This is a genomic window from Paenibacillus koleovorans NBRC 103111, assembly GCF_004000845.1.
Lineage (GTDB): Bacteria > Bacillota > Bacilli > Paenibacillales > NBRC-103111 > Paenibacillus_AA > Paenibacillus_AA koleovorans.
Window position 1 is genome coordinate 1 of record NZ_BIMA01000041.1, and the last position, 21,779, is coordinate 21,779.

23 protein-coding genes are annotated in these 21,779 nt (G+C 58.1%); 2 read left to right on the top strand and 21 right to left on the bottom strand.

The annotated features are described in order from the left end of the window. Positions 1–74: 74 nt before the first annotated feature. Complete coding sequence (locus tag PKO02S_RS15250; protein ID WP_164821475.1) at positions 75–503, bottom strand: LysM peptidoglycan-binding domain-containing protein; 429 nt, start codon at positions 501–503, stop codon at positions 75–77. Between the two features lie 95 nt (positions 504–598). Continuing rightward, the gene (locus PKO02S_RS15255) at positions 599–805 is read right to left on the bottom strand and encodes a hypothetical protein (RefSeq protein WP_127584295.1); all 207 of its coding nucleotides are present in this window, start codon (positions 803–805) and stop codon (positions 599–601) included. Positions 806–977: 172 nt separating this feature from the next. Here PKO02S_RS15255 and PKO02S_RS15260 point away from each other — a divergent pair, with 172 nt between their 5' ends. Then, positions 978–1,673, top strand: coding sequence for an SOS response-associated peptidase (locus PKO02S_RS15260; protein WP_127584297.1), 696 nt, complete (start codon positions 978–980; stop codon positions 1,671–1,673). A gap of 8 nt (positions 1,674–1,681) precedes the next feature. Here PKO02S_RS15260 and PKO02S_RS15265 read toward each other — a convergent pair whose 3' ends face one another. The 6 genes from PKO02S_RS15265 to PKO02S_RS15290 form a co-directional block, all read right to left on the bottom strand. Beyond that, positions 1,682–2,221: a DUF4397 domain-containing protein gene (locus PKO02S_RS15265; protein WP_164821476.1), complete on the bottom strand. Its 540-nt coding sequence runs from the start codon at positions 2,219–2,221 to the stop codon at positions 1,682–1,684. Between the two features lie 169 nt (positions 2,222–2,390). Then, on the bottom strand, positions 2,391–2,678 hold the full coding sequence (locus PKO02S_RS15270) for a stage VI sporulation protein F (protein ID WP_127584301.1): 288 nt from the start codon (positions 2,676–2,678) through the stop codon (positions 2,391–2,393). 110 nt (positions 2,679–2,788) lie between these two features. Further along, a complete protein-coding gene (recG, locus tag PKO02S_RS15275) occupies positions 2,789–4,834 on the bottom strand; it encodes an ATP-dependent DNA helicase RecG (RefSeq protein ID WP_246067040.1) in 2,046 nt (681 codons plus the stop codon). Between the two features lie 17 nt (positions 4,835–4,851). Beyond that, complete coding sequence (gene fakB / locus PKO02S_RS15280) at positions 4,852–5,712, bottom strand: DegV family protein (protein WP_127584305.1); 861 nt, start codon at positions 5,710–5,712, stop codon at positions 4,852–4,854. A 66-nt stretch (positions 5,713–5,778) separates the two neighbouring features. Continuing rightward, on the bottom strand, positions 5,779–7,572 hold the full coding sequence (gene fakA, locus PKO02S_RS15285) for a DAK2 domain-containing protein (RefSeq protein ID WP_127584307.1): 1,794 nt from the start codon (positions 7,570–7,572) through the stop codon (positions 5,779–5,781). Positions 7,573–7,587: 15 nt separating this feature from the next. After that, on the bottom strand, positions 7,588–7,947 hold the full coding sequence (locus tag PKO02S_RS15290) for an Asp23/Gls24 family envelope stress response protein (RefSeq protein ID WP_127584309.1): 360 nt from the start codon (positions 7,945–7,947) through the stop codon (positions 7,588–7,590). 257 nt (positions 7,948–8,204) lie between these two features. On the opposite strand from PKO02S_RS15290, the gene rpmB reads away from it, so the two are divergent. After that, the gene (gene rpmB / locus PKO02S_RS15295) at positions 8,205–8,393 is read left to right on the top strand and encodes a 50S ribosomal protein L28 (RefSeq protein ID WP_127584311.1); all 189 of its coding nucleotides are present in this window, start codon (positions 8,205–8,207) and stop codon (positions 8,391–8,393) included. 122 nt (positions 8,394–8,515) lie between these two features. On the opposite strand, the gene spoVM is transcribed toward rpmB, so the two are convergent. The 13 genes from spoVM to rpoZ all read right to left on the bottom strand — a co-directional run bounded on the left by spoVM (position 8,516) and on the right by rpoZ (position 21,779). Then, complete coding sequence (gene spoVM, locus PKO02S_RS15300; protein ID WP_127584398.1) at positions 8,516–8,596, bottom strand: stage V sporulation protein SpoVM; 81 nt, start codon at positions 8,594–8,596, stop codon at positions 8,516–8,518. Between the two features lie 137 nt (positions 8,597–8,733). Next, positions 8,734–9,021 carry a hypothetical protein gene (locus tag PKO02S_RS15305; RefSeq protein WP_127584313.1) on the bottom strand — a complete coding sequence of 96 codons (288 nt, stop codon included), beginning with the start codon at positions 9,019–9,021 and terminating at the stop codon, positions 8,734–8,736. A 14-nt stretch (positions 9,022–9,035) separates the two neighbouring features. After that, positions 9,036–9,689, bottom strand: a complete 654-nt coding sequence (rpe, locus tag PKO02S_RS15310; RefSeq protein ID WP_127584315.1) for a ribulose-phosphate 3-epimerase — start codon at positions 9,687–9,689, stop codon at positions 9,036–9,038. A 3-nt stretch (positions 9,690–9,692) separates the two neighbouring features. Then, on the bottom strand, positions 9,693–10,607 hold the full coding sequence (gene rsgA / locus PKO02S_RS15315) for a ribosome small subunit-dependent GTPase A (protein ID WP_127584317.1): 915 nt from the start codon (positions 10,605–10,607) through the stop codon (positions 9,693–9,695). Between the two features lie 3 nt (positions 10,608–10,610). After that, entirely contained in the window at positions 10,611–12,692 is a 2,082-nt protein-coding gene (gene pknB / locus PKO02S_RS15320) for a Stk1 family PASTA domain-containing Ser/Thr kinase (RefSeq protein WP_176594935.1), read from the bottom strand. After that, positions 12,689–13,459: a Stp1/IreP family PP2C-type Ser/Thr phosphatase gene (locus PKO02S_RS15325; RefSeq protein ID WP_127584319.1), complete on the bottom strand. Its 771-nt coding sequence runs from the start codon at positions 13,457–13,459 to the stop codon at positions 12,689–12,691. The genes pknB and PKO02S_RS15325 overlap by 4 nt, the downstream gene beginning before the upstream one ends. 4 nt (positions 13,460–13,463) lie before the next feature. Next, complete coding sequence (gene rlmN, locus PKO02S_RS15330) at positions 13,464–14,516, bottom strand: dual-specificity RNA methyltransferase RlmN (RefSeq protein ID WP_127584400.1); 1,053 nt, start codon at positions 14,514–14,516, stop codon at positions 13,464–13,466. A gap of 129 nt (positions 14,517–14,645) precedes the next feature. Next, positions 14,646–15,968: a 16S rRNA (cytosine(967)-C(5))-methyltransferase RsmB gene (gene rsmB, locus PKO02S_RS15335; RefSeq protein WP_246067051.1), complete on the bottom strand. Its 1,323-nt coding sequence runs from the start codon at positions 15,966–15,968 to the stop codon at positions 14,646–14,648. Positions 15,969–16,141: 173 nt separating this feature from the next. After that, the gene (fmt, locus tag PKO02S_RS15340) at positions 16,142–17,125 is read right to left on the bottom strand and encodes a methionyl-tRNA formyltransferase (RefSeq protein ID WP_127584323.1); all 984 of its coding nucleotides are present in this window, start codon (positions 17,123–17,125) and stop codon (positions 16,142–16,144) included. A 5-nt stretch (positions 17,126–17,130) separates the two neighbouring features. After that, positions 17,131–17,616 (bottom strand): peptide deformylase, encoded by a 486-nt coding sequence (gene def / locus PKO02S_RS15345; RefSeq protein WP_127584325.1) that lies wholly within the window; start codon positions 17,614–17,616, stop codon positions 17,131–17,133. Between the two features lie 57 nt (positions 17,617–17,673). Continuing rightward, complete coding sequence (gene priA, locus PKO02S_RS15350) at positions 17,674–20,268, bottom strand: primosomal protein N' (protein WP_127584328.1); 2,595 nt, start codon at positions 20,266–20,268, stop codon at positions 17,674–17,676. Further along, a complete protein-coding gene (coaBC, locus tag PKO02S_RS15355; protein ID WP_127584330.1) occupies positions 20,268–21,485 on the bottom strand; it encodes a bifunctional phosphopantothenoylcysteine decarboxylase/phosphopantothenate--cysteine ligase CoaBC in 1,218 nt (405 codons plus the stop codon). Before coaBC ends, priA begins: the two co-directional genes overlap by 1 nt. Positions 21,486–21,563: 78 nt before the next feature. Then, the gene (gene rpoZ, locus PKO02S_RS15360; RefSeq protein WP_127584332.1) at positions 21,564–21,779 is read right to left on the bottom strand and encodes a DNA-directed RNA polymerase subunit omega; all 216 of its coding nucleotides are present in this window, start codon (positions 21,777–21,779) and stop codon (positions 21,564–21,566) included.

Sequence of the window (21,779 nt, forward strand, 5' to 3'; positions counted from 1 at the left end):
TGTTCAGAAAAGCCGGACCTCGATCGGCCCGACTTTCCGTGATGGTATAGGGATTATATGTACGAACGAATAGATTAGGGAAGTACTAGCACTTGCCCCGCCTTAAGCGCACTTGATTTCATCGCATTGAGCTTCTTCAGCTTGGTAATATATTCTCGCACGTCTTGACCGCTGGCCAGATGCTGCTCGGCAATCGTCCAGAGCGTGTCGCCGGGCACGACAATGATGCGTTGCTTCTCAGTATCGACCGCTGCCGGAGCAGGTGCGTGAACCGAAATTGAACCGGTGACGGATGCAGCTTGAACCTCCGATTGCGTGGAAACGGTATGTACGATGATCCCCAGCACGAAGCTGATCAGCATCGCAGCTACCAGCAGCAGGAGGCGAGTCAAGCGCAAAGCGGGGGTGACTTTTCTATTCGAGCGGGAAGAAGCGGCCGCCGGGCTTTTCTTAACGGATGTAGAACGATAAGGATTGAACATGGAACTGTCGACAGCTTGCATTGGAATCATCCTCCGAACGTTTGTTCTCGTTTCTATGAATTCATCTTAACACGAACAATTGTTCCCGTCAATCCAATTCCCCAAAATTATTTCAGTCATCCGAACTTTTTGCCCGCCGCCAAGGTGAACGCCAATATTTGATTCAGCACAAGCCTGCGGTACTGCATCCGCTTCAGGCAATACACATCGGCCATCCGTTCATGCAGCTGTTTGACAATAACCCGGCGCTGAGTCACGTTTCCGAATCGGTCTACATAAACCAGCTCAATCGTTTTCCCAATATAACGGTCTGGAATTCTCATCGTATCCGCCTCCCGAACATGACCGAACGTTTGTTCTCCACCAGAGTTACAACTAATATACCGAACATATATTCTTATTTCAAGTGGGGATTTATGGTTTCTTGACAGTCGCGACTTCCGCCACTAGCATGTGAGATAGGATAAGCTTCGTGCTGAAAAGGAGACGGTACCCATGTGCGGACGCTATACGATTACCTTAACGTTGGAGGAGCTGGTCATTCGTTTCGTGATGGATCGAACATCCCTTCCGTTCTATAGTCCAAGGTACAATGTCGCTCCCGGACAAATGATTATGGCCGTCATCCATGATGGGGAGAACAATCGTGCGGGCGAGCTCAAGTGGGGACTGATTCCTTCCTGGACGAAACCGGAGAATGAACGTTCGGGCGGGACCGGCATCATCAACGCCAGATCGGAATCGGTCGCTCAGAAGCCTTCATTCAAAGCTCTCTTGGAGCGCAAGCGCTGTATCATTCCAGCCGACAGCTTTTATGAATGGAAACCGCTTCCCGACGGCAAGGGCAAACAACCGATGCGCATTCAGCTGCATGACGGCAGCTTGTTCGCCATGGCGGCGCTGTACGACACTTGGCTGACCCCGGAAGGCCAAAAGCTCAGCACGGCAACCATCATTACGACCGAAGCTAACGAGCTCATCATGGACATCCATTCCCGTATGCCGGTCATTCTGAGGCCGGAGGATGAAAAGGCTTGGCTCGACCGGAACGAACGTTCGCCCCACAAGCTGCTGCCTTTGCTTCGGCCCTATCCGGCCGCCCAAATGAAGGCCTATCCGGTATCCCAAGCGGTAGGCAACGTCAGGAACGATACGCCCGAGCTGCTCGAGGAGGTGCCGGTTCATACCTGATTCTACTGCTAGTGAAGATGATGCCTCGACGTTTCGACGAACGTGCTGATCCCCTTGTAAGAAATATTCCGAATCAGCACATCGCCTCCCTTTACAGCCACATCCAACTTCGGCACATCCATCGCGGCATGAATGAAGCGCATCTTCGATTTTCCTGCGGAAGCATCCGCTTCATCCACCATCATCAGCAGCTCCAGCTGCGCCATTTTGTTGACGGCAGCGGCCGTCACCTTTTTGCCCTCCTCAACGACTAACGTCGTTCTCAGAGCAGGTTTGCCCACTCCGCCAGCCGCAGCCGGGTAAAGCGCGACTTCATGCGAGCCGGCCGCAAGCGGCTGATACGGCGTCGCCTGCTTGAAGGAGACGCCTCGAAAAACCGGCTTGCCGTCGATAAAAATATCAACCGCCGGTCCATCGGGCGAGGCGTGCACGAACCGGATACCAGCCTGGGCTCCGTTCTCCTCCGCCGATATAGCTCCTGGAGACCAGCCTGCCGCCGCCAGCGCCAGTGCGAGCATCAGCAAACCTGCCCGCCAACTTGTTCTCATCCATCCATTCCCTCCTTTTCTCCTATAACGTTTCAAAATAGTCGATCGAATATGCACAGCCCCAGTCATTGCCAATATAACCGCCCGCCGGCACCATCCCAATCGCAAAAAAATCCCCCGCCGCAAACCCCGCCTGTTCGGCGAGCTGCAGCAGGGGATCGGACATCCCTTAGCGAAACATGCCCCATAATTTGATCAAATGAAACGTGTTGTTCGGATCGATCTTCATATCCACGACGAAATGGACGATCTGGTCCGTCTGTTTGACGGTGAGAGGCTCATTGACCGCCTTGGCGAGCTGACCCGTCAGAAGCTTCACCCGCGTGCGATCTTGCAGCTCCTGCTTCGTCACGCCGTCCAAAATCGATTTGACCCGTTCCTTCACCTGCGGATTTTTCAGCTTCGTCTTGATCCGCTCCACCAGTTCCCGCTCAATCCCGTACTTCTGATAGCTCATGGCCGGCACCTCCAAAAGAGAACATTGCTTCTTTCAGTGTATGCTCCGGCCTACGGCGACTTGCCTTGCAATTTTAAGACGCAGTTGTAAGAACTAAGCCGCACCTGCACTCAATCCAGCGAATCTCCGTCGAAAACATGCTCCTTGCGCAAAAACTCCCGCAGTGGCAAGTAGACGGCCGCCGTCCAAAAATCCGGCCTTGCCACCAGCTCCGCCGTATCGTCGCGAGCCTTCTCCATCGTCTCGAAATCGCTCATCAAATCGGCGACCCGGAACTCCGGCATACCGCTCTGTTTGGTGCCGAAAAATTCACCCGGCCCCCGCAGCTCCAAATCCCGGCGAGCGATCTCGAACCCGTCGTTCGTCTCGGTCATGACGCGCATGCGCTCTTTGGCCGCTTCGTTCTTCGGATCGGCGAGCAGCACGCAATACGATTGATGCTCGCCCCGGCCGACCCGCCCGCGCAGCTGATGCAGCTGAGACAGCCCGAACCGAACCGCGTCATAGATGATCATTAACGTTGCATTGGACACATCGACCCCGACTTCAATGACCGTCGTAGAAACGAGCACCTGCGCCTCGTTCGCCTCAAACGAGCGCATGACCGCCTCCTTCTCCGCGTTCGTCATCCTGCCGTGCAGCAGCCCTATTCGAAATTCGGGAAACGCCTGCACATGCTGCATATGGACATCGATTGCATTTTGCACATCCAGCTTCTCGGATTCCTCGATCAACGGACATATCACGTACGCTTGCCGGCCGGCCAGCACTTCGCGTCGAATGAAGCCATACACCCGTTCGAGCTTATCGGGACCGACGGAATACGTTTTGATCGGCTTCCGCCCTTTGGGCAGCTCCCGCAAGGTAGAGACGTCCAGGTCGCCGAAGGCGGTGATGGCGAGCGTCCGCGGAATCGGAGTCGCCGTCATAGTGAGCACATCGGGATTCAACCCTTTGCGCCGCAGGATGCTGCGTTGGTTGACCCCGAACCGGTGCTGCTCGTCCGTCACAACCAGCCCTAAACGCCGAAACGTAACATCCTCTTGAATGAGTGCATGCGTCCCGACGATGACATCGATCAGCCCCATATGGAGCGAAGCAATCGTGTCCCTCCGTTGCCGGTCGGTCAAGCTGCCGGTAAGCAGCCCGACCTGAATGCCGTAAGGTTCGAACAGCCGCTCCAGCGACCGTCTATGCTGTTCGGCCAATATTTCCGTCGGCACCATCAGAGCGCCCTGTGCGCCGCCTCGCACCGCCGCGAACAGCGCAGCCGCCGCGACGACCGTTTTCCCCGCCCCTACATCGCCTTGAAGCAGCCGGTTCATCGCATGGGGAGCTTTCAGATCCTCCAGAATTTCACCGATTACTTGCTTCTGGGACGGGGTTAAAGTGAAGGGCAATCCCCGCACAAATTGACGGACGACCTCATTGTCGAACACATGTGCCACTCCGTCGGACCGTTTGCGCTGGAGCGAGCGAAAAGCGTGAAGCTTCAGCTGGAAAAAAAACAGCTCCTCGTACACCATCCGCCTCCGCGCCTCTTGGCCGGCCTCCACCTCTTCGGGATGGTGGAGCGCATGCACCGCCTGTCGCCGTGCCATGAAACGGTATTTCCCGACCAGCTCCTCGGGCAGCACTTCAGGCACATGTGTCCCATATTGGATAAGCGCTTGTCCGATCGCCCGCCGGATCCAAGCTTGCGTAATTGGCCCGCCAACCGAATAGACGGGCTGCAGCGTACCGCTCCGTCCGCCTGCAATACCGGCAAATTCCGAATCGGTCACCGTTACTTGTCGGCGCCTTTGATCCCATTTGCCGCTCAGCACAATCGGTAGCCCCGGTCTCAGCTTCTCTTTCAGAAACGGCCGATTGAACCAGACTGCCGTGAGCAGTACGGCTCCGCACATAACCCGGACGGTCAAACGAGACTTGCCGCCGAAGCGTTGCAGCACCGGCTCGCTGGAAATGCTGCCTTCGACCGTAATTTTGTCCCCGTCCTGCACATCGGCCAAATCTCGCAATCGATAATCTTCATAGCGAAAAGGAAAATACTCGATCAGTTGCCCGACCGAGTATATCCCGAACGCCTCCAGTTCTTTGGCCTTCTGCGGCCCGATGCCCTTCACGCTCGTCACGGGCAGCGCCTGCAGATCCAAGCCTGCCGCCCCCGCCTTCATCCTACCGAAGCCGGGATCATGAACACGGCGAGCACCCCGGGACCGGCGTGCGTCCCGATTACGGGACCGACCGTCGTGAAGCTCGTGCTGCTCACGTTGAAGTGCTGTCCCAGCAAGTCCGCAAACTCTTGCGCCGCCTCCGGCGTATTGGCGTGAGCGACCGTGACGACCACCTCTTGCTGCCCGAACTCCTCCGTCAGCAGCTCGACGATGCGGCCAAGCGCTTTCTTCTGTCCCCGCACCTTGTCGACCGGAGCGACTTGCCCCTCCGGATCGATCGTCAGAATCGGCTTTATATTCAGCAAGGAACCGATCACAGCGGATGCTTTGCCGATTCGGCCGCCCTTCTGCAAATATTCCAGCGTATCCACCAGGAAATAGATCCGGGTTTTCTCGCGCATTTTTTGCACCAGCCGCACCACTTCGTCCAAGCTCTTGCCCGCGCGTACCGCCTTCGCCGCCTCGACGACGAGCATGCCGTACCCGTATGAAGCCGACTTGGAGTCCAACACGGTCACCTGCAGTTCATTGTCCAGCAGCGATTTGGCCAGCACCGCGGACTGATACGTCCCGCTAAGCGCCGAAGACAGCAGGATGGCCAGCACCTCATCGCCCGGTTCGACAGCAGCCGCCTTGAACGCCTCCAGAAAATCGACGGGGGAGGGCTGCGACGTCGTCGGAAGCTTGGACGCCTCCGCGAGCTTCGCGTAAAATTGCTCCGATTGAATCGTCACGGCGTCATAATAAGTTTCCGTTCCGATATGGACCTTCAGCGGCACCATCTCGATCCCGTATTCCTTGCGCACCGACTCCGGTATATCGGCCGTGCTGTCGGTCACGATCCGAATGTTAGCCATACCCCTGTTCCTCCGTTCAACATTTGGTCTCTCTGTCTGTTAATACGGGCTTGCCGCGAATCGGTTCTACTCGACTGCGAAAATGTAGTAATACAAGGGCTGATCGCCCCTATGCACTTCGACTTCCGCTTTCGGGAACTCCTGCGCGAGCCAATCCACCAGCTCGGTCGTCGCATCCTCCGGCGCGTCCTCTCCGGACAAAATTGTGACGATGTCGCCGCCCTCCGCCGTCATGCTGTCGATCAGCGCCTTGCAGGTCTGCATCAGGTCAGGGGTGGAAGTAACGATTTTGTTGTTATGAATGCCCAAAAAGTCCCCTTGCTTGATGTCCAGCCCGTCAATCTGCGAATCGCGGACGGCGTAAGTCACTTGCCCGGACTGCACGCCGGCGATCGCCCGCTGCATCGTCTCCGCATTGCGGACGGCGTCTGCGCTGGACTGGAAGGCGAGAAGAGCCGACATGCCCTGAGGGATCGTCTTGGACGGGATGACGATCAGCTCCTTGTCCCCCACCAAGTCCTTCGCCTGCTGGGCCGACATGATGATGTTCGAGTTGTTCGGCAACACGAACACAGTGGACGCCTGTACTTGCCGGACGGCCAGCACGATATCCTCCGTGCTCGGATTCATCGTCTGCCCGCCGGACAGCACCACATCGGCGCCGAGGCTCTCGAGAATGGCGGCGATGCCCCGGCCCATCGAGACGGCGACGAAGCCGTACGGCTTGAGCTCCTGCGTAGCCGTCGCAGCCGTTGCAGGCGCGACCGGAGCGGCCACGGCGCTTCCTACTGCGGCAGCGCCGGCGGTGGCAATCGCATGCCCATGGGCATGCTCGTCCTCCAGCAGCGTTGTATGCTGCTCCCGCATATTGTCGATCTTGATCTTGATGAGCTCCCCGTACTTCTGAGCGTAGGTCAACACTTCGCCCGGGTGCTCGGCATGCAGATGCACTTTGACGAGATCGTCATCCGCTACCACCAGAACGGAGTCGCCATGCTTCTCCAGACTGGACCGGAAGCCGAGCTCGTCGAACACCCAGCCCGCCGTCTTGCCTGGGACGAGCTTGACGATAAATTCCGTGCAATAGCCGAATTCAATGTCCTCGGTCGCGAGATGGGACTGCGCGCTCCGCGTCCGGTCCGCCGCATGGGCGAGCTCGGCCATCGAACGGCCGGCAGCCGATGCTGCAGCCGAAATCGCGACAACAGGCACCGTCGAACCCGCCGCAGCCGCACCGCCTGCACGCAAGGCGCTCACGAAGCCCTCGTACACGCACACGAGCCCTTGCCCTCCGGCGTCCACTACGCCGACCTGCTTCAGCACGGGCAGCTGCTCCGGCGTTCTGGCCAACGCTTCTTTGGCCGCTGCCAGCACTTCCGTCATCAGCTCCAGCACATCGGACGTCTTCCGCACGGATGAGGCGGCCTGTTTGGCCACTTCTTTGGCCACCGTAAGGATCGTCCCCTCCACCGGCTTGACGACCGCTTTGTAGGCGGTATCCACTCCATTCTGAAGAGCGGCGGCGAATTGAGCGGCATTGATCTCTTCGTGCTCGGCGACCGCTTTGGCAACGCCCCGGAACAACTGAGACAGAATCACGCCTGAGTTGCCTCTGGCTCCCATGAGCAGCCCTTTGGACAACGCTTCAGCGGATTTGCCTATATGGGCGGATGTTTTCTTCTTAAGCTCTTCGATACCTGACGTCAAGGTCAAATTCATGTTAGTACCGGTATCGCCATCCGGAACCGGAAAGACGTTCAAAGCATTGACGTTCTCCTTGTTCGCCTGCAAATTCGCGGCTCCTGCCAATACCATCTGGGTGAAGTCCGACCCATTAATCCAATTAAAGCGCTTACTCAAGAAAAAATCCCCTTCCTATCGCGATACGCGGACACCTTGTACAATAATGTTGACAAGATCGACGCGCAGGCCGACCACATCGTTCAGAACATACTTCACTTTCGATTGTACATTGTGCGCCACTTCGGAAATTTTGGTTCCATAGCTCACTACAATGTGCAGGTCGATATGTATTTGCTCCTGCTCGAGACGCACTTCGACGCCCCGACTCAAGTTTTCCCGTCCCAGAAGCTCCGCGATGCCGTCCTTCAGTTGCTTGCGCGAAGCCATGCCCACGAGCCCGTAGCAATCCAGAGCCGCAGAGCCGGCGATAACCGCAATTACATCATTCGAAACATGTATGGTTCCGAGCTCACTCTTGATTTGCATCGGCATGCTCCATCCTTTCTCTGTTCGGAGATTCCGTCGGTTCGTCGCAACGCTCCCGCTCCCTTGGCAATACCGCGTCCAAGCTTGCGTACAGCAGCCATATAGCTGCATTTGCGCTGATTTTACTATACCCGACCGGACAAATAAAAGCAACAGCAGCAAGTCTTTTCATTGACTATCGGAAAGCGGTTGTGCTAATATATTAGAGTATGTTTTCGGGCAAAAGCTGCACTTGAACGTAACGGTTAGGAGGTGTTTTTAGTATGTCCCGCAAATGCTTTATTACCGGTAAAAGCCCTCGCCAAGGGAACAACGTTTCTCACGCTAACAACAAGACGAAGCGGACTTGGGGAGTCAACGTACAGAAAGTACGGATCATGGTGGATGGCAAGCCGAAGCGCGTTTATGTAAGTACTCGTGCTCTGAAATCCGGCAAAATCGTTCGTGTGTAAAGTATGCTGAGGTTCGCTACGAACCCGCATAGACAAAAAGCACCTTATCGCGAGGTGCTTTTTTTTGTGCTTAAGTATCCTTTTATAACGACGGGCCGGAACCGCTGCCTTATGTGGTAAGCTCAATTTTTGCTAAAGGAACCCAGAATGGCTTTGACGAAGCCGCCCAAAAACTTTGGTAGCTTGATCGTATAAAATTTCACCTCTACCCCTCCTCATAGTGCCATTTAGTACATCTTATTCCGATCGCCCGGGAAAAGTGCCTGCCCATCAAAAAAGAAAAACTACAGGACAACGGCTCCTGTAGTTATGGTTATGCTTCATGAAGGGCAACAATGCTTTATTCCATATCCGTCCCCGGCGGCACCAGGTTCAGAATCGGAATTTTGCCGGTTGCAACATAAATCATCGTATAAATAATCGTCAACAAGAGATAGAAAAAGACGGAGACGACAATGAACCAAATGCGCAGCTTGAGCGAGTCGTACTGCTTGAAAAAGTAGACGCCGATCAATAAGGCGCCGATCGAAAATACATAACGGAACAGCCCGCCGTTCAGCCAAGAAAAGATCAGCAGCAAATGACCGGCGATAAAACTCAATAACAGCAGCCATAATGTCTTTTTCACTTCCGTCGAACCCCCTAGCGATTTCCGCGGATGCGCTGCATCGCGTCACGGCGGTCGCTCATGCCGAATACGGCATTGCCCGCTACCAGCACGTCGGCTCCAGCCTGGATGACGAGCGGAGCGGTGTTTTCGTTGATGCCGCCGTCGACTTCCACGTGCACGCCGGAGCGGCCCGCCGCTGCCAGCCGCCGTCTAAGCTCGGCAATTTTCCCAATCATCGCAGGGATGAACGGTTGTCCGCCGAAGCCCGGATTGACCGTCATCAGCAATACCAAATCCACCTCATCCAGCACATAGTCGAGCGTCGACAACGGGGTGGACGGATTCAGCACGACGCCGGCCTTAACGCCCTGCGCCTTGATGTGCTGAATCGTACGGTTCAAATGCGGACAAACCTCCACATGCACGGAGATCAGGTCCGCCCCTGCCGCCGCGAAAGCTTCGATATAAGCATCCGGGTTCGCAATCATCAGATGGACGTCAAGCGGCAGCTTCGTATGAGGGCGAATCGCCGATACGACCAGCGGCCCGAGCGTGATATTCGGAACGAAATGACCGTCCATCACGTCGACGTGGATCCAGTCCGCGCCTCCCTGCTCGACATCCCGGATTTCCTCGGCCAGCCGGGCAAAATCAGCGGATAAAATCGAAGGAGCCAAAATTGTCATCGGTCAATACCTCCGTTTTCTCTCCTTCATTTCGGTCAAAAAAGCCGTGTAGTGCTTGTAGCGGCTAGGCGCAATGGCGCCTTCATCCAGCGCCTGCAGCACAAGGCAGCCCGGCTCCTGCTGATGCAGGCAGCCGCGGAACTTGCAGCCGGCGCTGTAGCCGCGGAACTCGGCGAAGCAGCCGGACAGCTGCTCCGGCTCCAGCTCGAGAAAGTCGAGCTGGCTGAAGCCGGGCGTGTCGGCGACAAAGCCGCCCGCCTCGAGCGGGAACAGCTCGACATGCCGCGTCGTATGTTTGCCGCGGCCGAGCTTCGCGCTGATCTCATTCGTCTCGAGCTTCAGCCCGGGCACGATCGCATTGAGCATCGAGGACTTCCCGACCCCCGATTGGCCGGAGAACACGCTGATTCGGCCGGCCAGGGCGTCGCGCACCGCTTCGAGCCCTTCCTGGGTACGCTTGCTCGTCACGATGACCCGGTAGCCGAACGACTCGTATAGCCGTCGCACGGCATCCAGATTCATGCCGCCCGCGAGCTCACCCGATTCCCGGTCTTGAAGCAAGTCCACCTTGGTCAGGCAAATGACCGTCTCGAGGCGAGCTTGCTCGGTGTGGACGAGAAATTTGTCCAGCAGCTGCAAGTTCAGACCCGGCTCGGTCAGCGAGAAAACGAGCACAGCCTGATCGACGTTGGCGATCGGCGGACGGATCAGCTCCGTCGTGCGGGGTTTGATCTCGTCTACCGTCCCTTCGCCGTTCTCGGTCAGCTCATACAGGGCATGATCGCCTACTAGCGGAGAGATTCCTTTTTTCTTGAAGATGCCTCTGGCCCGGCATTGCACGGACCCGGCGCCGGCCGGCTCATCGGGCTGAACGTAATAGTACCCGCTCAAGGCTTTTACAATAATTCCTGAAGGCATTAATTAATGGCCTCCTGTGCCGGTCGGACTCGGAGTTGGCGTTGTGGAAGGCTTCGGCGTCGGCGTCGGCGTCGGTGAAGCCGATCCGCCCGGCGTCTTCGTTGGCGTCGGAGTCGGTGTTGGCGTCGGGCTCGGACTGCCGGTAGCCTTGTCGTTGTAAGGTACCGTCTGCAAATCGATTCGAGCACCGTCTACGAAATATTGAATTGTGCCGTCTTTCTCCGGGGAGAGGACGAGGACGACGTCGAACGTCTGCGTATCCGTAATTTTGCGCGAAGCCCATTCGATATTATCGCCTCTGGCATCGCTGTACACGATTCGAATCGTGCTTTCTTTCCCCTTAACTGCTGGAGAAATCGGACGTGAAACGGTCCTTTCCTTCGCTTCAGGCGGATAGCCGTTGCTGACGAAAATCTTGATCTCCTGTCCCTTCGAGACGAGATCGTTGAACTTGAACGGGAATTGGTCGAACACTTTTCCCTTCTGCTGCTTATACGTCGGTGCACGCTCAATTAGAGGCTTCAAATCAAGAAGCACTACGGCCGAAGAAGCTTCCGTCTCGGTCATGCCCGACAAGTTCGGCATCGAGAATTGCTCGCGCCCTTTGCTGATCGTCAGCTTGATCGCCACTGTCTTCGGATCGTACTCTTCGTTCGGCGCCGGCACTTGCTTCAGAACCGTCCCCGGTTCTTCCACGCCGAACACTTCCAATTCTTTGGTAACCTGCGAAGCGGCGATGCCCAATTTCACAAGCTCGGTGTTGATGATTTCATTAAAGCTTTTGCCCGACCAGTCCGGCATTTTCGGCTTTTCCGTACCGAGGCTGACATAGAGCACGACTTCGTTGTTGACCTTCACCCTCATCGGCTCCGGATTTTGCGCGAACACAATATCCTTGGCCACGTCCTTGTTCGGCTGCGTGATCACTTTGCTCTTCAGTTGGTTGTCCTCGATCAGCTTCTGCGCGTCCTTTACGTTCATGTTGACGACGTTCGGGATTTCCGTCTCGGGCACTTCGATCAGACCTCTGACGACCCCAACCGCATACCACATGCCCAGCAGGAAAAGAACAATAACCAGACCCCAAATCGAAGGTTTGAGCCAAAGCCGCTTCTTTTTCTCCGGCGCATCCGGATCCCCTGATCGAGAGCCCATGGCAGAGGCCGACGGTTTGCCCGCCGCGTCGCCCTTCAGCGCCGGGAGCACACGCGTCCTCTCTTGATCCTCGGCATCGCTGGCAAACACGATCTTGGGTTCATTGCGCCGTTCCGGCAGCAGGCAAGTTTCCAGGTCCTTCAGCATCTCGCGGGCGGACTGATAGCGCTCGTCCTGGTTTTTGCGCATCGACTTCAGAATCATGTTCTCCACACTCTGCGGAATAAGCGGATTGACCTTGCGCGGCTCCTCCACGTTTTCCTGCAAATGCTTGAGCGCCACGCTGATCGGGCTTTCTCCGGAAAACGGCAACCTCGCCGTCAGCATCTGGTACAGCACGATCCCGAGCGAGTAAATATCGGACTTGGCTCCTGTGGATGTGCCTTTGGCATGCTCCGGCGAAAAATAATGCACCGACCCGACGACCGAGCCGGTCTGCGTAATTTGAGACGAATCCGCAGCGCGGGCGATTCCGAAATCGGTTACTTTCACGCGGCCGTTTTTGCCCATCAAAATATTGTGGGGTTTGATGTCCCGATGGATAATCTGGTTGTGGTGGGCGTGATCGAGCGCATCGCAAATTTGGCTCGCGATTCGGATCGCATCCTCGACTTGCATCGGGGCGCGTTCCTTGATCACCTCGTTCAGCGTCTTGCCTTCCACATACTCCATTACGATATAATGGACTTCTTCCTCTTGACCGACATCGTATATGCTTACCACGTTCGGATGCGACAGAGACGCAGCGGCCTGAGCTTCCCGTCGGAACCGCCGGATGAATTCTTCGTCATGCACGTATTGCTGGCGCAGCACCTTGACGGCCACTTTACGATTTAATAGAATATCATGCCCTTTGTACACCAAGGCCATGCCGCCGCCGCCTATCCGATCCATGATCTCGTAGCGACCGCCCAACACGTGACCGATCATTCATCATCCCCCCTGTCTTCCGAGGCTTCGTTCGCTTCCTTGTTCTCGAGCAGTACAACCGTGACATTGTCGCCCCCGCCTTCCTCCAGCGCCAGCCGGATGAGCTCGTCGGCCTTCCACTCCAGCTCCCGCTCCGCCGCCAGCACTTGCCCGATGACCGAGTCTTCCACAAGCCCGCTCAAGCCGTCGCTACAGATGAGCAAAATGTCCCCCAAGTTCCATTGTTGCCGAGTTACGTCGGCTTCCGCTCGCTTCTCCGTGCCAAGCGCTCTCGTCAGCGCGTTCCGGTGAGGGTGAGTACTCGCTTCGGATGCCGTAATCTGACCCGACTTCATTAGCTCGTTCACTAGCGTGTGATCCTCGGTCACCTGCCGCAGCCGACCTGACTGCCATAGGTACGCTCTGCTGTCGCCGATATGGCCGATCGTCAAATCTTGCACGGAAGCGAGGGCAACGACTACCGTCGTGCCCATACCGTAATACCGCTGCTGGTTCAAGGCGAACTCGAAGACGGTTTCATTCGCTTGCACGATAGAACGGCGGATCGCCTCCGGCCGCTGCTCGTCCGACAAATCCTTATGTATGGCGAGCAAGTGGGCCTGAATAAGCTCCACCGCCATCTTGCTCGCAATTTCCCCCGCCTGGTGCCCGCCCATGCCGTCGGCCAAGATGGCGAGTGTGAAGCCGTTCAAACCGGTCTGTATGGCGGCTCGGTCCTCATTGATCAAACGGACTTTCCCGATATCCGTTCTATAGGCCGTAAGCATCGTTCTACTTCACCCCTGACTCCATATGCTTCGCGCGCAGCTGGCCGCAGGCGGCCGCTATGTCGCTTCCATGCTCCCGGCGAATCGTCGCCGTAATGTTATGGCGTTCCAGAATGCGTTGAAATGTGAAAATGTCGTCCCGCACCGTGCGCTTGAAGTTCCGTTCCATGACGAAATTGACCGGAATCAAGTTGACGTGGCAGAGCGGCAGCATCTGCTTCAGCACGTCGGCGAGCTCCTCGGCATGCTCCGCCTTGTCGTTCACGCCGCCCATCAAGGCGTATTCGAACGTAATCCGGCGACCGGTTTTGTCCAAATAATACTTGCACGCTTCGATCAGATCCTGAAACGGATAACGGCGGTTGACCGGCATCAGCTTGGAGCGCAGCTCATCGTTCGGCGCGTGAATCGAAATGGCGAGATTGATCTGCATCTGCTCGTCGGCGAATCGGCGAATGTTCGGTACGATACCGCTCGTCGAAACTGTGATATGGCGAGCGCCGATATTCAGCCCTTTCTCATGGATCATCACCTTGAGGAACGTCATCATCGCGTCGTAGTTCTCGAAAGGCTCTCCGATGCCCATAATGACGATGCTGCTCACGCGTTCGCCCTTCGCGTCGAGCGTCTTCTGCGCGCGTACGACTTGCGCTACGATTTCGCCGGCCGACAAGTTCCGCTTCAGCCCGCCCAGCGTCGAAGCGCAGAACGTGCAGCCGATCCGACAGCCGACCTGGGTCGTGACGCAGACGCTGTTGCCGTAGTTATGCTTCATGACGACGGTTTCGATCGCATTGCGGTCTTGAAGCTCGAACAAAAATTTGACGGTCCCGTCCTGGGACTCCTGCTTGTCGATTTCCTGCAAGGAGACGAACTCGAACTGGTTCGCCAGCTTGTCTCGCATCCCCTTGGACAAGTTCGTCATCTCGTCGAACGACTCCACCCGCTTCACATAGAGCCAGTCGAATAGCTGGCCCGCCCGAAAAGCCGGTTCGCCGTTCGTCTTGCACCACGCCTGCCAATCCTCCAGGGAGTAGTCATAAACAAACGGCCGCACCGGAACATGGGGGGCGAGCGGCTTTAATGGTTTCAATGGTTCTGTCTGGCTCAATCGAATCACTACCCGTTCATGATTTGCTTGGTTTACATCTAGCCTAGTGTAACATAATTCGTGCGTTTGCTAAAGTTATGCGTCCTTGCGCCGCAGGCGGGCGATGAAAAATCCGTCCGAGCCGTAATCGCTGGGCAACAAGGATACTTGTCCGTTCGCAGCGCCGGGGAGTGCAGCTAACGCGGGAGGCATCGGCTCCGGAGCAAATGCCGGATGACGCTCCAGGAAGGCGAGCACTGCGTCTCCGTTCTCTTCGGCGGCGAGCGTGCACGTGCTATAGACGAGCACGCCGCCCGGCGCGACCAGCCAGGCGGCCGCATCCAGCAGCTCGGCCTGCAGCTCGGTAATCGCCTCGATTTCCTCCGGCTGCTTGGCCCACTTCAAGTCCGGCTTGCGGCGGATGACGCCGAGCCCGGAGCATGGCGCGTCGAGCAGCACGCGGTCGAAGGCGCCGGCCGGGAACCGCTGCGGCAGCTCGCGAGCATCGCCGGTGAGCGTCTCGACGCTGCGTAGCCCGAGCCGCTCCGCCTGCTCGGCGATGAGCCGGCGCTTGTGCTCGTGAGCGTCGCAGGCGACGATCCGGCCGCGGTCGTCCATCCGCTCGGCAAGATGGGCCGTCTTGCCGCCTGGCGCCGCGCAGCAATCGAGCACGGTCATGCCCGGCTGCGGATCGACCGCCTCGGCGACGAGCATCGAGCTCTCGTCCTGGATCGAGATCGCGCCGTCGCGGAACCAGGTCGAAAACGCCATGTTGCCGCCGCTCTCGACGATAAGGCCGGACGGCGCAATCGACGACGGTCGGGCATCCAGCCCGGCGTCCGCCATTTGCTGCAGCACCGCCTCGCGGCTGGCGCGCAGCCGATTGACCCGGACGCTGACGGCCGGCGGCCGGTTGTTCGACTCGCAGATGCGCTCGGCCGTCGCTTCGCCGAACTGGCGGATCCACTGCTCCACCATCCACTTCGGATAGGAGTGGAGCAGCGAGATCCGCTCGGCCGCGGGCAGCGTGGTCGGCACGACGAGCTCGGTGCGGCTGCGGATCGCACTCCGCAGCACGCCGTTCACCATGCCGGATATGCCGGCATGGCCCCGGCGTTTGGCCAGGTTGACCGCCTCGTTCACGACGGCGTGCTCGGGAATGCGGTCCAGGTAGACGAGCTGGTACAGGCTAAGCCGCAACAAGCTTCGTACCCATGGCTCCAGCTTCGCCACGCCTTTGGCGACGAACCGGGCGAGAAAGTAATCCAGCGTATTCAATCGTTGAATCGTCCCGTACACGAGCTCGGTCGTCAGTCCGGCATCCGCCTTCTCGAGCGGCGGCGACTGCTTCTGCAGCGTCTGGTTCAGCAGCAAATTGCTGTACGCTTGCTCCTGCTCGACGCGCGTCAATATATCCATCGCCAGCTCGCGGGCTCCAGCCGGCCTCTTGAGAGGCCGATTGTTCGGCTTCTGCGAGCTCTGCGATGACTGTGAATTCCGCTCGGGAGCCAGTTGCTGTCCTTGTCGCTGCTTCGGCTGATGCGGTTGTTTCGGTTGCTTCGGTTGCTTCGGTTGTCCATCTCTCGTCCGGTTCATTCCGAAGCACCCTCGGCCCCGTCAAGCGAACCCCCAAAGACGGCGCCGGGCGGAATCGTCATTCCCCGCCGCAGCTCCGAGACGTCCATCGCCTTCTTGCCCGCCGGCTGCACCCGCGTCAGCCGTAATGTGCCCGCGCCGGTCTGCACTTCAATGCCGGCATCGGTCATCCGCAATACAGTGCCCGGTTCCACGCCTTCATCAGCTGCTTGACGCGGTTCCGACTGACCCGGCCGAAGGCTCGCCCATACTTTGAAGTTCGCGCCGTCGTAAGTCGTGAAGGCTCCGGGAAAAGGATTCAAGCCGCGAATCTGATTGAACAGCTCCAGCGCCGGTCGCTCCCAGCGGATCTGCTCATCCTCGCGGCTAATATTCGAGGCGTATGTAGCGTCCTCATTGCGCTGCGGCTCGGCTTGGAGCTCGCCTGCCAGCAGGGCGGGCAACGTCCGCTTCAGCAGCTCCGCCCCTTCGAGGCTCAGCTTCTCGAACAGCGAGCCGGTCGTGTCGTCCGGCGTAATCGGCAGCTCGACCCGGCTGATCATATCGCCGGTGTCCAGCCCTTCCGCCATGTACATAATCGTGACGCCCGTCACGGTCTCTCCGTTCATGACGGCATGGTGAATCGGCGCGCCTCCGCGGTACTTAGGCAGCAGCGAAGCGTGCACATTGATGCAGCCGTGGCGTGGCAACGCGAGCACCGACTTCGGCAGGATTTGCCCATAGGCGGCGGTCACGATCAGGTCGGGCTGCAGCGCAGCCAGCTCGGCGACGGCCGCCGGGGTCCGCAGCTTGAGCGGCTGCAGCACGGGGATTCCGTGCTGCAGCGCCTCCGCCTTGACCGGCGTCGGCGCCAGCTCGCGCTTGCGGCCTTTCGGCCGGTCCGGCTGGGTGACCACGCCGACGACGTTGTAGCCTTCGCGCAACAGCGTCTGTAAGGAAGGAACGGCGAAGTCCGGCGTTCCCATGAACACGATGTTCATGCGATTCACTCCTCGCCGTTTTCTTCCCGCTCGGTATTGCGGTATACGCTTTTCGCCAGATCGGTGTACAGCACGCCGTTCAGATGATCGACCTCATGCTGGAACGCGCGCGACAGCAATTCGGAGCCGGTGTATTCAACCGGGTCGCCGTTGCGGTCCTGGCCGCGGATCGTGACGGTCATCGCGCGGCTCACATCGCCCTGGAGCCCGGGAATGCTGAGGCAGCCTTCCGGTCCGAACTGCTCGCCTTCTTTGTTCACGATCTCAGGATTGATGATTTCAATGAGCCCGTTATCGTCGCCGACGTCTACAACGATAACCCGCTTCAGGATGCCGATCTGAGGGGCGGCCAACCCGACTCCCTCCGCCTCGTACATCGTATCCGCCATATCGTTCAGCAGCTTGTGCAGATTGGAATTGAACTTCGTGACCGGAACCGACTTCTCGCGAAGCACCGGATCGGGATCTTTGACGATAATTTTAATGGCCATACGCTATCACTCCTTAAATAAATGCCTATTATAGAAGATGCAGATGCAAACAAATGATTACATTAAAACTTGAGGATTTACGTCGACGCCGAGGATGATTTTGGACGTGCGGATTCGTTCCTCGAAGGCGTCAGAAGCCGCGCCGATCAAGCCTGCAGCGTCCAGATCCCCCCGATATTTTATCATGCATTGGAATCGATATCTATCTTTGATCCTCGGGATCGGCGAAGCGATCGGGCCTAATAATTCAAATAATGTGCCGGGCTTATGCCGATCTGGTGATCGGGCCCACAGCTCCCGAAGCTTGGCCGCGAACGATTCGCCGAATTGGACGAGCAATTGAGCCTGCTCATGGGAGAACGTTACGAGGGCCAACTGGTTAAAAGGCGGATAGCCGCGCTCCCGACGCGACTCCAGCTCATCGGCGAGAAAGGAGCCGTAATCGTGTTTGCTCGCATGCCGAATGCTGTAATGCTCCGGTGTATAAGTCTGGATATACACTTCGCCGGGCAGCTTGTGTCGGCCTGCGCGTCCCGCCACTTGGGTAAGCAGCTGGAACGTCTTCTCCGCCGCGCGGAAATCGGGCAGATTGAGCACCGTATCGGCTGCAATGACGCCAACCAAAGTGACATCCGGGAAGTCGAGCCCCTTCGCCACCATCTGCGTCCCTAGCAACACATCCGCCTGGCGGTTGCGGAAGCGGGTGAGCAGCTTCTCGTGCGACCCTTTCTCCGACGTCGTATCGACGTCCATCCGGATGACGCGGATGCCGGGGAACAGCTTGCCGAGCTCCTCTTCCACACGCTGGGTGCCCGTGCCGAAATAGCGGATATGCTCGCTCTCGCAAGAAGGGCATGTCCGCGGCTCAGACTCGCTGCGGCCGCAATAATGGCAGCGCATCGATCGAGACACCTGGTGATACGTCATGGCGATGTCGCAATGCGGGCATTGCACGACGAAGCCACAGGAACGGCACATCACGAACGTCGAGTAGCCGCGGCGGTTCAGCAGCAACACGATCTGTTGTTCCTTGTGTAACCGATCTTCAATCGCTTTATACAGCTCGCGGCTGAACATCGAGCGGTTGCCGCCGCGCAGCTCCTCGCGCAAGTCGACGATGTGGACTTCGGGCAGCGGTCGCCCCTCCACCCGCGCATCCATGCGCAGCAGCGCGAAGGGCGGCCATTCGGTGCCCAGCAGAGGAGCCCATGCGCCAGGCGATCCTTGTTCCAGGAACGCGCCTTCATATGGCTCGCCGGGATGCTGCGTCTTGTAGTAGCTCTCAAGCGAGGGCGTTGCAGAACCGAGCACTACGGCGGCGCCATGCCGTCTAGCCCTGGCTACGGCTACATCCCGTGCATGATACTTCGGGCTTTCCTCTTGTTTATAGGAAGATTCGTGCTCTTCATCTATTATGATCAGTCCGATCTTCGTGAACGGGGCGAATACGGCGGAACGAGCTCCGATCGCCACCCGCACTTGACCCAAGCCGATTTTGCGCCACTCGTCGTAGCGCTCGCCGGTCGACAATCGGCTATGCAGGACGGCGACTTGATTGCCGAAGCGTCCCTTGAACCTCTCCACCATCTGCGGGGTGAGCGAAATCTCGGGCACGAGCACGATCGCATCCTTGCCTTGATCCAGGCATTGGCGAATCGCCTGCATGTACACTTCCGTCTTGCCGCTGCCCGTCACGCCTTGGAGCAAATACACTTTGTGGGCATCGGCAGCAAGCGCATTGGACAGCGGCTCAAACACCGCTTGCTGCGTTGGCGTCAGCGGCAGCGGCGCCGTCGGCACGAAGCTGCGGCCGGCGTACGGATCGCGGAATACTTCCACCTCTTGAATGTCGAGCCAGCCTTTTTCATGCAAACTCTTGACGGTGCCGGCGCTAATCCCCAGCTTGGCGAGCAGATCGGCCAACCGGATCGGCTCCGGCGCTGCTTCGAAATGCCGCAGCACGTCGAGCTGCCGCTTGGCGGAAGCCCCCAGCGACGCCATCGCCTGCTGCAATTCGTCTCCGTCCAGTAGCGGCGAAACCGTTAGCGCCGTCTTCGTCCCCACCCGGTCCTTGACGGTCTGCTCCTCGGACAGCCGGCCTTGCGCGAGCAGCCGCTTGATGATAGGACCGTGAAGCGGAAATTTCTGCAGCAGCGTCTGGGTCTTCACTTGACCGCGGGAACGAACATAGTCGAGCACCGCCGACTCCTCGGGATCGGTCAGATCCATAGCGATCTCAAGGGAAGATTGCAACGGATCGTGTCCGGATTCGGACGCGCGATCTTCCGCACCCGCCTGTCCGATGCCGACCAGCTTCTCGTACTTCGCCTTGAGCGCGCCTGGAATCATCGCCTGCAGCGCCGTCACCTCGTGGCATATATACGCCCGGCTCATCCAACCTGCCAGTCCGACAAGCTCCGGTGTCAGCGGAGGCATGAGGTCGAGCACTTCGCCGATCGGCTTCAGCTTGGCGGGATTCGCGTCCGTGCGGTCGGACAGTCCGATGACGAAACCTTGAACCGTACGAGGTCCGAACGGCACGCCAACCCGGCAGCCGACCTGTACCCACTCACGCAGCTCATGAGGAACCGAATAATCGAACGGACGGTTCGTCTGCTTCGCAGGCACATCGACGATGACTTGCGCGTACATCAGGCCTCACTCCCGCCCGACGCTTGCAGCCGCCCCGCCACCAGCTCCAGCAGCTTTTCGGCTACAGCCCGCTTGCCCATCATCGGCAACGCCTGCACCAACCCGTTCGCATCATAGATCCGCACCAAGTTCGTATCCGTCCCGAATCCCGCACCAGGTATGGTTACATCGTTCAGCACAAGCAAATCGCTTTTCTTGCGGCGCACTTTATCGAGCGCATGCTGCTCCCCATCGTTCGTTTCCGCGGCAAAGCCGACCACCAGCTGACCCGCCCGTTTGTTTTCCCCGAGCCATTGCAAGATGTCCGGATTTTTCACGAGCTCGAGTGTCAACGTCTCCGCCTTTTTCTTGATTTTGCGGTCCGCGGTTTCCGCCGGCCGATAATCGGCCACGGCAGCCGCTTTAATGAAGATGTCGGTGTGGCTGAAGCGCTCTTGTACGGCATGCAGCATATCCTTTGTAGAAACCACGCGCACTACCTCAACGCCTGTCGGCGGGTCGATGGCGGTTTTGGCGCTGACCAGCGTCACTTCCGCCCCCATGTCGCGAGCAGCCTCTGCGATCGCATAACCCATTTTGCCGGAGGAATCGTTCGTGATGTACCGCACCGGGTCGATCCGTTCGACGGTTCCACCCGCCGTTACGAGAACGCGTCGGCCTCTCAGCGGCTGAGAGGGATGCAGCATCTGATCGATCACCAGCATGATTTCTTCCGGTTCGGCGAGCCTTCCCTTGCCCACGTATCCGCATGCGAGCTGTCCGACACCGGGCTCGACGAACCGCACGCCGCGTTCTAACAAGGTTTGCATATTCGCCTGAACGGCCGGATGCGTATACATGTGGACGTTCATCGCCGGCGCCACGAGGATCGGGGCGGTCGTCGCGAGCAGCGTCGTGCTCAGCATGTCGTCGGCTAGGCCGTGCGCCATCTTCGCCAGCATGTTCGCCGTTGCCGGCGCTACGACGACGAGGTCGGCCGAATCGGCCCAATCAATGTGCGAGACGACCGAGGCATCCTTCTCATCGAACGTATCCACCATGACGTGATGCCGGGACAACGTCTGAAACGTCAGCGGAGCGACGAATTTGGTCGCCGATTCGGTCATGATGACACGCACCTCCGCCCCCTTCTGAGCCAGCTTGCTGCACAGCGCCGCCGCTTTATAACAAGCGATCCCTCCGGTTACGCCCAAGATGACCGTTTTCCCTTTCCACATCCAAGTAGCCCCCTTCTTTTGCGAGAAAAAAATAACAACCTTGCGCAGGTTGTTGAGTTTCGGCAATCTTTGAACTTTCTACTTGGCTACGTCCTTAACGATGACGGCTTCCACTTGAACGAGGTCGCCGTAAATTTCTTCGAGCGCGACACCGACTTGCTTGTGGGCTTTCGGATCGCGCAGATCCGACTTCGCTCCGTCCCGCAATACGCGGGCGCGTTTGGCGGCGGCTACGACGAGCGAGTATTTGCTGTCGACCTTGTTGATCAACAAATCAATTGAAGGATATAACAT